General features: G+C 67.3%; 10 protein-coding genes, 2 tRNA genes and 1 pseudogene. 8 read left to right on the top strand and 5 right to left on the bottom strand.

Annotated elements, in window-relative coordinates:
• Both AC3XYG_RS28990 and AC3XYG_RS28985 read left to right on the top strand, forming a co-directional pair.
• Positions 1–2065 (top strand): annotated as a pseudogene (locus AC3XYG_RS28990) (hypothetical protein); the annotation flags it as partial.
• A 94-nt stretch (positions 2066–2159) separates the two neighbouring features.
• Positions 2160–3806, top strand: coding sequence for a hypothetical protein (locus AC3XYG_RS28985; RefSeq protein ID WP_489143349.1), 1647 nt, complete (start codon positions 2160–2162; stop codon positions 3804–3806).
• 219 nt (positions 3807–4025) lie between these two features.
• Here AC3XYG_RS28985 and AC3XYG_RS28980 read toward each other — a convergent pair.
• Both AC3XYG_RS28980 and AC3XYG_RS28975 read right to left on the bottom strand, forming a co-directional pair.
• Positions 4026–4101 (bottom strand) — tRNA-Asn (locus AC3XYG_RS28980).
• 138 nt (positions 4102–4239) lie between these two features.
• A tRNA-Cys gene (locus AC3XYG_RS28975) sits at positions 4240–4313 on the bottom strand.
• 216 nt (positions 4314–4529) lie between these two features.
• Between AC3XYG_RS28975 and AC3XYG_RS28970 the strand changes: the two genes are divergently transcribed.
• The 5 genes from AC3XYG_RS28970 to AC3XYG_RS28950 all read left to right on the top strand — a co-directional run bounded on the left by AC3XYG_RS28970 (position 4530) and on the right by AC3XYG_RS28950 (position 10268).
• Positions 4530–5186 (top strand): protein-L-isoaspartate O-methyltransferase family protein, encoded by a 657-nt coding sequence (locus tag AC3XYG_RS28970; protein ID WP_489143348.1) that lies wholly within the window; start codon positions 4530–4532, stop codon positions 5184–5186.
• Positions 5187–5203: 17 nt separating this feature from the next.
• Positions 5204–5527, top strand: coding sequence for a rhodanese-like domain-containing protein (locus AC3XYG_RS28965; RefSeq protein ID WP_489143347.1), 324 nt, complete (start codon positions 5204–5206; stop codon positions 5525–5527).
• A 2-nt stretch (positions 5528–5529) separates the two neighbouring features.
• On the top strand, positions 5530–7002 hold the full coding sequence (locus tag AC3XYG_RS28960; protein ID WP_489143346.1) for a TolC family outer membrane protein: 1473 nt from the start codon (positions 5530–5532) through the stop codon (positions 7000–7002).
• A 102-nt stretch (positions 7003–7104) separates the two neighbouring features.
• Positions 7105–7560, top strand: a complete 456-nt coding sequence (locus AC3XYG_RS28955; protein ID WP_489143345.1) for a DUF2497 domain-containing protein — start codon at positions 7105–7107, stop codon at positions 7558–7560.
• A gap of 62 nt (positions 7561–7622) precedes the next feature.
• Positions 7623–10268 carry a valine--tRNA ligase gene (locus tag AC3XYG_RS28950; RefSeq protein ID WP_489143344.1) on the top strand — a complete coding sequence of 882 codons (2646 nt, stop codon included), beginning with the start codon at positions 7623–7625 and terminating at the stop codon, positions 10266–10268.
• Positions 10269–10385: 117 nt separating this feature from the next.
• Here AC3XYG_RS28950 and AC3XYG_RS28945 read toward each other — a convergent pair whose 3' ends face one another.
• Together AC3XYG_RS28945 and AC3XYG_RS28940 are read right to left on the bottom strand one after the other, a co-directional pair.
• A complete protein-coding gene (locus tag AC3XYG_RS28945) occupies positions 10386–11753 on the bottom strand; it encodes an amidase family protein (protein WP_489143343.1) in 1368 nt (455 codons plus the stop codon).
• 99 nt (positions 11754–11852) lie between these two features.
• A complete protein-coding gene (locus AC3XYG_RS28940; RefSeq protein WP_489143342.1) occupies positions 11853–12554 on the bottom strand; it encodes a glutathione S-transferase family protein in 702 nt (233 codons plus the stop codon).
• Between the two features lie 118 nt (positions 12555–12672).
• On the opposite strand from AC3XYG_RS28940, the gene AC3XYG_RS28935 reads away from it, so the two are divergent.
• A complete protein-coding gene (locus tag AC3XYG_RS28935) occupies positions 12673–13008 on the top strand; it encodes a winged helix-turn-helix transcriptional regulator (RefSeq protein WP_489143341.1) in 336 nt (111 codons plus the stop codon).
• Between the two features lie 21 nt (positions 13009–13029).
• Here the strand turns inward: AC3XYG_RS28935 and AC3XYG_RS28930 are convergent.
• On the bottom strand, positions 13030–13214 hold a 185-nt coding region (locus tag AC3XYG_RS28930; protein WP_489143340.1), incomplete at its 5' end, for a methylated-DNA--[protein]-cysteine S-methyltransferase.

Here is a 13214-nt window from a genome sequence, read left to right as displayed (position 1 = left end):
CGGCGATGCCGGTTCGAACGAATTGCGGGGCGACGCCGGCGACGACCAGCTCAGCGGCGGCGCCGGCAGCGACTCTCTCTATGGCGGCGACGGTGCGGATCTGCTGCAAGGCGGCGACGGCAGCGACCTCCTGGATGGTGGCGATGGTGTCGACACCGTTTCCTATGCCGCCACGTCCGCGGCGATCATGGTCGATCTTACCCTCGGCACTGCGAGCGACGGCGATCGCCTCGCCGGCATCGAGAACCTGATCGGGTCGGCCCACGCCGACACGCTGAAGGGCTCCGCCGGCAACAACGTGCTCGAAGGCGGGGCCGGCGCGGATTCCCTGGAGGGGGGAGGCGGTGAAGACCTCGCCACCTATGTGCATTCGGCGGCAGCCGTCCAGATCTCGCTGCTGACGGGGGCCGGCACCGGTGGAGACGCGCAGGGCGATCATCTCAGCGGTATCGAGGATCTCATCGGATCGTCGCTGAGCGACAACCTGACAGGCGACGGTGAGTCCAACCGCCTGGACGGCGGTGCCGGCGACGATCGGCTGGGAGGTAACGACGGCAATGACAATCTTGTCGGTGGCATCGGTGACGACCGGCTGGATGGCGGGGGCGGCAGTGACGTTCTTGTCGGCGGTGCCGGCGACGATTGGCTCGTGGGCGGGGCCGGAGGCGATGGTCTCGACGGCGGCGACGGCAATGATCTGCTCTCCGGCGGGGCCGGGGGCGATAGTCTCAACGGCGGCGATGGCGTCGATACTGCGGCTTATGTGGGGTCCAACGCGGCCGTTGAGGTGCATCTGATCGTCGCCACCAATTCCGGCGGCACTGGTTACGGTTTCGGGGGTGATGCCGAGGGCGATCTGCTCTACAGCATCGAGAACCTGATCGGGTCCCGCTTCGCCGACACCCTGATCGGCGATGCAGGCCAGAACCAGATCGAAGGCGGCGCCGGAGCCGACACGATCGACGGCGGCGCCGGCTTCGACACCGCCTCCTATGCCGGGTCCACGGCCGGGGTGGTGGTCAATCTCCTGGGCGGCCTCGGTTTCGGCACCGGCCATGGCGGCGATGCCGAAGGCGACGTGCTCCGGGGAATCGAGGCCCTGGTCGGCTCGGCCTTTGCCGACACGCTGTCCGGCGACGGTGCCGACAACACCCTGACCGGTGGTGCCGGTGCCGATGCCCTGTTCGGCGGGGCCGGCCTCGACACCGCCTCCTATGCCGGGTCGGCCGCGGGCGTGACGGTGCACCTGACCGGCGGCGGGAGGAGCGAGGGAGGCGCGCAACTCACAACCGGCGTGGGCACGGGCACCGGCGGCGACGCCGCGGGGGACCGGCTCTACGACATCGAGAACCTCTCCGGCTCCGCCCATGACGACCAGCTGATCGGCGACCACAACAACTCGGCCCTGTGGGGGCAGGACGGCAACGACTCGCTCTATGGCAACGGTGGCCATGACACGCTGAGCGGCGGCGCCGGCGATGATCGCCTGGTCGGCGGCCTGGGCGCCGATATCCTCGATGGCGGCGATGGATCGGACTGGGCCTATTACCACACCAGCAATTTCGGCGTGACCGTCAACCTGGCGACCGGTGCCGCCAGCGGCGGCGAGGCCGAGGGCGACACGCTCATCAGCATCGAGAACCTGTTCGGTTCCGCCCAAAAAGACAGCCTGACCGGCGACGGCCAGGCCAACATCCTGCTCGGCAACACCGGCCAGGACACCCTGACTGGCGGCGGTGGCGGTGACACCTTCGTCTATCAGGCGGTCGGTGACAGCACCGTCAATGCGCACGGCCGGGACACCATCACCGATTTCTCGCACGCGCAGGGCGACAGGATCGATCTGCGCCCGATCGATGCGGATGGGAACGGCGCCAATGGCAACACCGCCTTCATCTTCACATCCGGTGGGGCTTTCACCGGCTCGGGCCACGAGGTGATCGTCCAGGCGGCCGGTGCCGGCGTCTATACTGTCCTCGCTGACATCAATGGCGACAAGGTGGCCGACATGGCCATCACCGTGCACGCGTCCACAGCGCTGGTGGCGAGCGACTTCCTGCTCTGACCAGGTGGCGCGGCGCCGCCAAGGCGGCGTCGTGCCACCTGACGTTGATCAGAATCAGATTTCAGACATCCGATTGCACAAGGGGAGACGTGTGATGGCAGGGTTGACCATTATCGGCACAGACGGCAGCGATGGATCGCTCAACGGGGCCGATGGCGATGACAAGATCTTCGGACTCGGCGGCGATGACACGATGTTCGGCCATGGAGGGCAGGACAAGCTCTTCGGCGATGCCGGAAACGATTCGCTGGACGGCGGTGCCGGGGCGGATCAACTCAATGGCAGCACCGGCGACGATGTGCTGACCGGTGGCGCAGGTGCGGACCAGCTTTATGGCGATGATGGATACGACATTGCCAGCTATGCCGGCAATGGCGGCGGGGTCACGGTAAACCTCGCGACCGGCTCCGCGAGTGGAGGCGACGCCGGGGGCGACACGCTCAGCGGCATCGAAGGCCTGATCGGCGGATATGGCAGTGATACGTTGATCGGTGATGCCGGCGACAATCTGCTGGATCCTGGCGGCGGCGGCACGGATGTGCTGAATGGTGGAGCCGGGATCGATACGGCGCGCTTCAGCCAATGGGGGCACGTTACCGTCGACCTTGGGGCCGGCTATGTAACCTTCGGGACTTTGATCAGCATCGAGAACGTCTTGGGGACGCAAGGAGACGACATCCTTGTCGGCGACGGTGGCAGCAATGTCCTCACCGGCGACCGGGGCAGCGATCTCCTCTCCGGGGGCGCCGGCAATGATGTTCTCAATGGCAACGTCATCGGCAGCGGCAGCAGCAGTACCGGCGATGACGGCTCCGTCGACCATCTGTATGGCGGCGACGGCAACGACACGCTTCACGGCGCAGGTCACGACGTCCTCGATGGCGGGGCCGGATCCGACCTCCTGGATGGTGGAATTGCCAGTTATCTCAACTCCACGGAGGCGATAACAGCCCGGTTGTCCCAAAATACGGTCATAGGCGGGGGCGCCGACAAAGATACCCTCACCAATATCAATGGGATCTATGGGAGCAATTTTTCGGACCTGATCATGACGAGCTACCATACGTCTCTTGTCGACGCGAGTGGTGGAGATGATCGTATCTATAGTTCAAATCTGACGGAGTCAGAAATAACTCTCAGAGGTGGGGCTGGCGATGATCGGATTGTTCCATATGCAGATAGTAGCGATGTGCATATCGACGGCGGCGCTGGAACAGATACCGTATATTACCATGCGCTCTATTCAAATATTTTCCCCAACGGTACCGGTGTGTCGGTTGACCTCCGGGATAGCAATCGGTTTATCAGTGTCGAGAATGTCTATGGTTCGGATTTCAAGGACACTCTGATTGGCAGTGATGTCAACAATGTCCTGACGGGGAATGGCGGCACCGACAATCTGTTCGGGCAGGGCGGGCGCGACTATTTCACCTATCGATCGGTGGGCGACAGTACTGTGGCCGTCAGCGGACGGGATCGGATCGGTGACTTCTCGCATGCCCAGCAGGATGTGATCGATCTCCGCCCGATCGATGCCGACGGCAACGCCGCCAACGGCAATACGGCCTTCACCTTCACCTCCGGCGGCGCCTTCACCGGCTCGGGCCACGAAGTCATCGTCCAGGGCGATGGCCGCGGGGGCTACATCGTCCTCGCCGACGTCAACGGCGACAAGGTGGCGGACATGGCGATCGGCGTCATCTCGGATACAGCCCTGGTGGCGGGCGACTTCCTGCTCTGACCATACGCGGCGGCCATCCTATGGGCTGGCCGCCGCTTTTTTTGTCGGCCATTGAATTGGGGGTGGCCGCGGCCACGATAAGCTCGCCAGTCTTCGGCTGTAGGGCCATGCAAGCTCGTCACCGCGTCTCCGGCCACGACGGCGTGCAGGCATGAGCAGATCGGAATGCCCTGGGAAGATTCGCGGGTGGAGCGCCATGCGCCGACCCATCGAGAAAAATGGCTCCCTGGACTGGACTCGAACCAGTGACCCGCTGATTAACAGTCAGCTGCTCTACCAACTGAGCTACCAGGGAACATGAGCACCGGATCGCTCCGGGCTGTTGGTGGCGCGGCTTATAGCAACCCCGCCCCGCCCTGCCAAGCCTCACATGCGCTTGCCGCCATGTTTTTTGGCGGTGCGGTCGTGGGGCCTGCCCGTTGGGCGGACCGTTTGGAGGCGCGAGCCGGAATCGAACCGGCGTGCACGGATTTGCAGTCCGCTGCTTGACCACTCAGCCATCGCGCCCCAACGGCGGCCACCGTATATCGTCCGCGGTGAAGCGGGGTCAAGTGATGAACGCAGCTCTTTTCGCCTGGATGCGTGCGGTGTCGCGGCCTTGCAGCGCAGCGGTGAGCATCAGACGGATTGTGTTGCGGCCGCGAAGGCCGATATAACCGCTCGTCTGGACCGCAGCGGTCTTCCGGCTGCCACGGCCCACCGTCCTCAGATGTGCGGATTCCCATGGTCGACTACACAGCCGCCCGCTTCAACATGGTCGAAGGGCAGATCAAGCCCAACAAGGTCATCGACAACGCCCTGCTCGATGCGCTGATGGCATTGCCGCGCGAGCGGTTCGTGCCGGCAGACCGGCGCGGCGTCGCCTATGTCGACGAGGACGTGGCGATCGGCGGCGGCCGCGTGCTGATGGAGCCGCGGGTGCTCGCCCGGATGCTAAACGACGCGCAGATCACCCCCGACAGCCGGGTGCTGATCGTCGGTGCCGGCACCGGCTACAGTGCGGCGATCATCGCCCGGCTTGCGGCCAAGGTGGTGGCGCTGGAGGAAGACAAGGCGCTGGTCGCAACGGCCCGTGCCACGCTGGCCGAACTCGGCGTCCGGGGCGTCACCCTGGTCGAGGGCCGGCTGGCGGACGGCCGGCCGGCCGATGGGCCCTATGACGTCATCCTGGTCGACGGGGCGGTGTCGGAGATGCCGGCGGTGCTGACCGCGCAGCTGGCACCCGGCGGCCGCCTGGTCACCGTGGTGGATGACGGCGACCGCGTCGGCCGTGCTATGCTGTGCTATGCGATCGACGGGGTCGCGTCGCAGCGCGCGCTGTTCGACGCGGCAACGGCGACACTGCCCGGCTTCGAACGCAAGCCGGCTTTCCAGTTCTGAACGCGACGGTGCATCGGGTGCAGCAGTTCGAGATCGACGTGGCGACCTTGGCGGAATGGCGGCGCGATGGCGCCGGTCATTGCGTCGTCGACGTGCGCGAACCGCAGGAGTTGGCGGTGTGCCGGCTCGACGGGACGCTCGACATCCCGATGGGCCAGATTCCGGCACGTCTGGAAGACATTCCGGGTGATCGCCCGGTGATCGTCATGTGTCACCACGGGGGGCGCAGTGCGCAGGTGGTGCAGTGGCTTTCGGCGAGGGGCATGGACAACGTGATCAATCTGCGCGGCGGCATTGACGCCTGGGCGCGTGAGGTCGATCAAACCATGGGACGGTATTGACGATGAAACGGTTTGGACGTCTCGGGCTCTCCACCACGGCACTGTCCGCGGTGTTGCTGCTCACCACCGCCCCGGCCTGGGCCCAGTCGATGACCGAGGCGCTGGCCTCGGCCTACGCCACAAACCCGGCCCTGGCCTCCGATATCGCCAACCTGAAGTCGGTCAACGAAGGCGTCGCCCAGGCGCTGTCGAACTACCGGCCGACGGTCAGCGCCAGCGCCAGCGTCGGCAGCACGTTCTCGAACACGACGAGCAAGGCGCCGCCGCTCGAGACCAATATATTGGGTCAGGTCGTGAGCCCCGGTGGCCGGAAGGGCGACTCGTTGAGCAATGGCGGGTCGGAGGGAAACTGGCACGAGGTGGACCCGGCCACGATCGGCATCACCGTCAACCAGAACATCTACACCGGCGGCCAGATCGAAGCGCTGGTCAACCAGGCCGAGAACACGGTCCAGGCGACCCGCGCGGTGGTGCAGACCACTGAACAGACGGTGCTGCTGGACGCCGCGACGGCCTATGCCGATGTGGTGCAGGCCCAGGCGGCGCTCGACGTGAACCGCACCAACGAATCGCAGCTGGGGCGCCAGTTGCAGGCCACCCAGGACCGGTTCAATGTCGGCGAGGTGACCCGCACCGAGGTCAGCCAGGCCGAGGCCGCCCTGGCCGGCGGCACGGCCGGGCGGATCCAGGCCGAAGGCACGCTACGCGCCGCCCGGGCGACGTTCGAACAGATCATCGGCCAGCAGCCGGGCACGCTGGACACGCCGGCGGTGCCGGGCGGGTTGCCGCCGTCGCTGCAGACCGCGATCCAGAAGGCCCAGGCGAACAATCCCGGCATCGTCGCGGCCGTGTTCACCGAGCGGGCAGCCGCCGACAACATCGACCTGCAATATGGTGCGCTGCTGCCATCACTGAGCTTGCAGGCCCGGATCGAGCGCCAGTACTCCACGGTCGCGCAGACCAACAGCGTCGGTGGACGGCAGATCCGGATCGATACGGCCTCGATCGTCGCGCAGCTCACCGTCCCGCTCTATTCCGGTGGCAACACGGAATCGAAGGTCCGGCAGGCGCGTTATACCCAGGGCCAGCGGCGGATTCAGATCGAAACCCAGCGGCGATCGGCGATCCAGGGCGCCGTGACCGCCTGGGAGCAGCTGGTGACCGCCCGGGCGGCGATCAAGTCGTTCCAGGCCCAGGTCAAGGCCGAGCAACTGGCAGTGGAAGGTTTGCAGCAGGAAGCTGCGGTCGGGTCCGCCACCGTGCTCGACGTGCTGACCGAACAGCAGAACCTGCTCACCGCCTCGCTCAGCCTGGTGCAGTCGCGGCGCAACGAGGTCGTGGCCGGCTACCAGCTGCTGAATTCGGTGGGCACCCTGACCGCGCGAGACCTCGGCCTGCCGGTCAAGGTCTATGATCCGGAGCCGGATTATAAGGCAACCCGCGCCCGCTGGTTCGGCACCTCCGTCGACGAGTGAGCATCGGCCCTGCCGTCCGGCCGGGCCCCGAGTCGTCGCTGCTTTGCAGCGGCCCTCGGAATGCCTATGGTGCGCCGGACTGCAGGCTGAAGGCGGCGACGGATGAGTGACACGAGAGCGCAGCAGGAACCGTCGATGGAGGAGATTCTGGCCTCCATCCGGCGGATGATCACCGAGGAGGACCCGACGCGTGGCCGGGCGGCCGCGGCCGAATCTGCGCGCGACCCGGCCGGAGTTTCGGGCGACGACGACGTTCTGGAACTGACCGAGGCGCTGGACGATCCGCACCCTGCCGCGCCGCACCGGCCTGCGGTGGGTGACGATGAATCAGTGCTGTCCTCGGCCAGCGCCAACGCCGCTTTGGCGGCCCTGGCCCGGCTCAGCGCCGCGGCGCCGCCGGCGGCGGTGACGGCCAAGAGCCTGACCGTGGACGATCTGGTCCGCGAATTGCTGCGGCCGATGCTGAAGGACTGGCTCGACGCCAACCTGCCGCGGCTGGTCGAACAGGCGGTCGAGCGGGAAGTATCCCGCATCGCCAGCGGCGCCGTAGGGCGCTGAGACCTGTCGCCGACACCACCCTCTCTTCATCGCCAAGACTTAAGAATACGGAAGGTTCAGCCATGCTGGACAAGACTTACGGGCCCCGCGAGGTCGAGGCCAGGCTGTATCCCGAATGGGAGCGCAGCGGCGCCTTCGCCAATGACGTCCGCTCCAACGGGGCGCCGTTCACCATCATGATGCCGCCGCCGAACGTGACCGGCAGTCTGCATATGGGCCATGCCTTCAACATGACCTTGCAGGACGTGCTGACGCGCTTCAACCGGCGCCGCGGCCGTGATGCGCTGTGGCAGCCGGGCACCGACCATGCCGGCATCGCCACCCAGATGGTGGTCGAGCGCGAACTGGCGAAAGAGGGCATCAAGCGCCAGGATCTCGGCCGCGACGGCTTCCTGGAGCGGGTCTGGGACTGGAAGGCGCAATCCGGCGGCACCATCACCAGCCAGCTGCGCCGCCTCGGCGCCACGCCGAACTGGGCGCGCGAGCGCTTCACCATGGATGAGGGCCTGTCCCGCGCCGTGGTCAAGGTGTTCGTGCGGCTGCACCGCGAGGGCCTGATCTACCGCGACAAGCGGCTGGTCAACTGGGACCCGAAGCTGCGCACCTCCGTCTCCGACCTCGAGGTCGAGCAGAGGGAGATGAAGGGCCATCTCTGGCATTTCCGCTATCCGATTGACGGCGAGGAGGGACGGTTCATCACCGTCGCCACCACGCGGCCGGAAACGATGCTGGGCGACGCCGCCGTCGCGGTGCATCCGGATGACGAGCGCTACAAGGACCTGGTCGGCAAGAATGCCGTCCTGCCGCTGGTCGGCCGCCTGATCCCGATCGTCGCCGACGAGTATTCCGATCCCGAGAAGGGCTCGGGCGCGGTGAAGATCACCCCGGCGCATGACTTCAACGATTTCGAGGTCGGCCGCCGGCACGACCTGCCGCTGATCAGCATCCTGGACGAGGATGCGCGGCTGAACGACCAGGTGCCGGAGGCCTATCGTGGCCTCGACCGGTATGAGGCGCGCAAGTGCGTCGTCGCCGATCTCGATGCGCTCGGCCTGGTCGAGAAGATCGAAGACCACGTCCACATGGTGCCGCATGGCGACCGCGGCGGCGTGCCGATCGAGCCGTTGCTGACCGAGCAGTGGTATCTGAAGGCCGAAGTGCTGGCCAAGCCGGCGATCGAGGCGGTGGAGCAGGGCAAGACCGTGCTGCTGCCGAAGATGGCCGAGAGCATCTTCTTCGAGTGGATGCGCAACATCCAGCCCTGGTGCATCAGCCGGCAGTTGTGGTGGGGCCACCAGATCCCGGCCTGGTACGGGCCGGACGGGCGCATCTTCGTCGAGGAGAGCGAGGCCGAGGCCAAGGCGGCGGCCGAGAATCATTATGGCGAGCCGGTCGAGCTGACGCGCGAGACCGACGTGCTCGACACCTGGTTCTCCTCCGCCCTGTGGCCGTTCTCGACCCTGGGCTGGCCGGACCAGACGCCGGAACTGCAGCGCTATTACCCCGGCGACGTGCTGATCACCGGCTTCGACATCATCTTCTTCTGGGTCGCCCGAATGATGATGATGGGCATCCACTTCATGGATGAGGTGCCGTTCCGCACCGTGTACTTCCACGCCCTGGTCCGCGATGAGAAGGGCCAGAAGATGTCGAAGTCCAAGGGCAACGTCATCGACCCCCTGGGACTGGTCGACAGCTACGGCGCCGACGCGCTGCGCATGACCATGGTGTCGCTGGCCGCCGGCCGCGACATCAAGCTGGGGCCGCAGCAGGTCGAGGGCTATCGCAACTTCGCGACCAAGCTGTGGAACGCCGCCCGCTTCTGCGAGATGAACGAATGCCGCCCGGTGCCGGGCTACGACCCGGCGGCGAATCGGCTGACGCTGAATCGCTGGATCGTCGGCGAGGTGGTGAAGACGGCGGAGAAGACGGCGGCAGCGCTGGAAGGCTTCCGCTTCAGCGAGGCGGCCTCGGCGCTGTACCAGTTCACCTGGAACAGCTTCTGCGACTGGTATCTCGAATTCGCCAAGCCGGTCTTCTCCGGCACCGACGAGGTCGCCAAGGCCGAGACCCGGGCCACCACGGCCTGGGCGTTGGAGCAGATCCTGCACCTGCTGAACCCGATCATGCCGTTCGAGACCGAGGAGCTGTGGCGGCAGCTGGCGGATCGCGGCGGTGCATCACTGATGACCCAGCCCTGGCCGGAATACCCGGCCGGCTTGGTCGACCCGCAGTCGGCGGCGGAGATGGATTGGGTGGTCCGCCTGATCTCGGCCGTCCGCACCATCCGGTCGGAAATGAACGTGCCGCCGGCGGCGGAGCTGACAGCGACGCTGCGCGACGTCTCGGCGGAGACGACGCGCCGGCTCGACACCCATGGCGCCCTGATCCGGCGCCTGGCGCGGCTGGCCGCGATCACGGTGTCCGACGCGGCGCCGGAGAAGGGTGCCGCCCAGGCGGTAATCGACGAGGCGACGCTGGTGCTGCCGCTGGCCGGGATCATCGATCTCGACAAGGAGCGGTCGCGGCTGGGCAAGGAGATTGAGAAGCTGGCCGGCGAGGTCGACAAGATCGACCGCAAGCTGGGCAACGCCCAGTTCCTGGAAAAGGCGCCGGACGAGGTGGTGGAGGAGCAGCGCGAGCGCCGCGCCGACGCCGAGGCGGCGATCGCACGGCTGCGCCAGGCCCTGGCCCGCGTCGCCGCCTGACCGCGCGGGACTTTCTGAACCTGTCATCCCCGCGGAAGCGGGGATCTCGTCACGTTGGAAACGGGGAGAGATTCCCGCTTTCGCGGGAATGACGACGGGAGAAGAGGGGCGGCCGCTTCAGCTCCCCAGTTCCCGGGCCAGCAACCCGGAGAAGCCGATCGTGGTCCGGTCCCCCAGATAGGGGCCGATGATCTGCACCCCGATCGGCAGCGCGCCTGCCGTTCGGCCGATCGGTGCCACCGTGGCCGGCAGGTTGGCGACGGAGGCCAGGCCGCTCCAGGCCCCCTGCAAGTGATAGGGCGTCTCCTGGCCATCGATGGCCAGGCGGCGCTTGGCGAAATCCGGTTCGTCGAGATGCGGGAAGGCGGCCGTGCCGAAGGGCGGGGCCAGCACCACGTCGACCTCCTCGAACAGCCGGGCCCAGTCGCGGCGGAGATGGGCCTGGGCGTCGAGCGTGTTCATCCACTCATGCGCAGTCACCGGCGGGCCCGGCGGCGGTGCGGCGCGGGTGACCTGGGTCATCAGCATGGTGTGGAACAGGGTCAGCGACCGTGCCAGGTCGGGCAGCCCCGACCGGTCGCGCGACACCCGGGCGCCCGCGGCCTCCAGGGCGCCGGCCAGAACGTCCAGCGCCGCCCGTAGCTCGGAGTCCAGGGGGACGCCGGGGTAGTCGTCCAGGATCAGCACGCGGTGATCCGCCAGGCGGTCGTGCCGCGGCGGCGGCAGGGCCAGCTGCCAAGCCACCGCTTCGCTGTCATCCGGCCCTGCAAGCACGTCCAACGCCAGGGCAAGATCCTCGGCGCTGCGCGCCAGCGGGCCGACCACCGCCATGGCCAAAGGCGCCCCGGTCTCCCTCCCGGGCGGCACGTGGCCGCGGCCGGGAATCACGCCATAGCTGGTCTTGTGGCCGTAGACGCCGCAGAAATGGGCGGGCACCCGGATCGAGCCGCCAAGGTCGGACCCGTATTCCAGCGGCACCATGCCTGCCGCCAGCGCCGCCGCCGCCCCGCCGGAAGACCCGCCGGGCGTGCGGCTCGGATCGTGCGGATTGCCGGTGCGGCCGTAGATCGGATTGGTGGACTGCCAGTCGCCGAGCCAGGGCGGCACGTTGGTCTTGCCCAGGATCACAGCCCCGGCCGCCTTCAGCCGCCGGATGCCGACTGCATCCTCGTGGGCGATGACGTTCGGCACTGCGCCCCAGCTGGTCGGCAGGCCGGCGACATTGTGCGATTCCTTCACCGTCATCGGCACGCCCAGCAGCGGCCGGGATTCGCCACGGGCCAGGGCTGCAACGGCCGCCCGGGCCTGGTCACGGGCACGGTCGAAGTCGCGCACCACCACGGCGTTGATTGGTCCGTCGCGCGCCTCGATGGTCGCGATGGCCGTGTCGCACAGCTCCAGCGCGCCGATCTCGCGGCGGCTCAGGGCACTGGCGAGATCGCCGGCCGTGGCGGTGGCATAGGTGTCGATGCGGGGCTTGGCCAAGCGCAGGCCTCCTCGATGGCTGTCTCTGCCGGAGTTCGGATGTCCATCGAGGGTAGGGAGGCGCCTGAGTCGAGGTCAAGCCCGCTGCCGGCAAAGGCCTCAGGCCGCCAGACGCGGCACCAGCTCGTCCAGTGCGACATGGCCGAGGAAGCCGCCGCCGGTGGTGGCCGGGCGCTCGTCCTCGATCGCATGGGCGAAGATCACAGCGGGGTCGGCCTCCAGTTTCTGCAGATGGGCATGCACCCGCGGATACGCCCGCGCCAGCTCGAACAGGCCGAGATCCTCGCCCCAGCGGGCGATGCCGACCAGATAGGCATCGGAGACCGTCTTGCTGTCGCTGCCGTCCAGCCAGTCCCGGCCGGCCAGCAGCGCCTCGAGATGGGCATAGCCCTTCGCCGTCTTGTCCCGGGCGAGATCGCGCAGCGCCGGCTTCATCGGGTCGCTGTCGGCCAGCTTGTACGCGATCCAGGCGGGCGAGAAGGCGGCGTGGAAGCTGGTGTGGAGGTAGGCCAGCACGCGGTTCAGCCGGTCATGCGCGCGCGTGCCCTGGGGGAAGCCCAGCTCGCGGCCGAGGTCACGGGCAGCCAGATGCTGGAGGATGGCGAAGCTCTCGCTCAGCGTCTCGCCATCCTCCAGCAGCAGCGTCGGGGTTTCGCGGGACGGGTTTACCCGGCCATACAGGGCAGGGCTGGCCAGCATGTCGATCCGGCTCAGCCGATAGGGCTGGCCCAGCCATTCCAGCGCCACGATCGAGCCGAAGGAACAGCCATGGGGAACGCCGTAGAAGAGTATCGGTTCCATTGCTGGGGATCTTTCTGGTGTGTGATTTGCAATGGCTGGATCATGCCGAAGCCGGTATATCTTGTGAAGAAAGCACAATATTGTTGGGTTGTTACAAATTTTATACTGAGGGCGTGGCATGAAGGAGAGTGTTTCGGGCTGCCCGGTCGAGGATGCGATGCGGCTGCTCAGCGGCCGCTGGCGCATCGTGCTGGTCTACAACCTGCTGAACGGGACGAAGCGGTTCAGCGACCTGCAGCGGTTGATGCCGCGGATTTCGCAGCGGATGCTGACGCTGGACCTGCGGGCGCTGGAGGAAGCGGGCTTCGTCTCCCGCACCATCTATCCCGAGGTGCCGCCACGGGTGGAGTACGAGCTGACCGAGGAGGGTCGGCGCCTGCGCGCCGTGGTCGATGCCCTCGGTGAATTCGGCGAGCGCTGGGCCGAGCGCCGCCGCCAGGCCGAGGCGGCCTGACGGCGGGTCGCGTTCCATGCGTCAGCTCGCCTCGCGGTCCAGCAGGGCGCGCTTGCGGGCGACGCCCCAGCGATAGCCGGACAGGGCGCCGTCGGCCCGCACCACGCGGTGGCAGGGGATGGCCATGGCGATGTCGTTGGCGGCACAGGCCTGGGCCACCGCACGCACCGCCTTGGGCTGGCCGATGCGGGCGGCGATGTCGGCAT

It is taken from the genome of Inquilinus sp. (genome assembly GCF_057815775.1).
This window is presented reverse-complemented; position numbering and strand designations above follow the sequence as displayed.

What these genes read in the sequence shown, in the direction of transcription:
- AC3XYG_RS28985 (WP_489143349.1), top strand. Translation starts at nt 2,160, where the DNA reads ATGGCAGGGTTGACCATTATCGGCACAGACGGCAGCGATGGATCGCTC.
- AC3XYG_RS28940 (WP_489143342.1), bottom strand. Translation starts at nt 12,554, where the DNA reads ATGGAACCGATACTCTTCTACGGCGTTCCCCATGGCTGTTCCTTCGGC.
- AC3XYG_RS28955 (WP_489143345.1), top strand. Translation starts at nt 7,105, where the DNA reads ATGAGTGACACGAGAGCGCAGCAGGAACCGTCGATGGAGGAGATTCTG.
- AC3XYG_RS28935 (WP_489143341.1), top strand. Translation starts at nt 12,673, where the DNA reads ATGAAGGAGAGTGTTTCGGGCTGCCCGGTCGAGGATGCGATGCGGCTG.
- AC3XYG_RS28970 (WP_489143348.1), top strand. Translation starts at nt 4,530, where the DNA reads ATGGTCGACTACACAGCCGCCCGCTTCAACATGGTCGAAGGGCAGATC.
- AC3XYG_RS28960 (WP_489143346.1), top strand. Translation starts at nt 5,530, where the DNA reads ATGAAACGGTTTGGACGTCTCGGGCTCTCCACCACGGCACTGTCCGCG.
- AC3XYG_RS28950 (WP_489143344.1), top strand. Translation starts at nt 7,623, where the DNA reads ATGCTGGACAAGACTTACGGGCCCCGCGAGGTCGAGGCCAGGCTGTAT.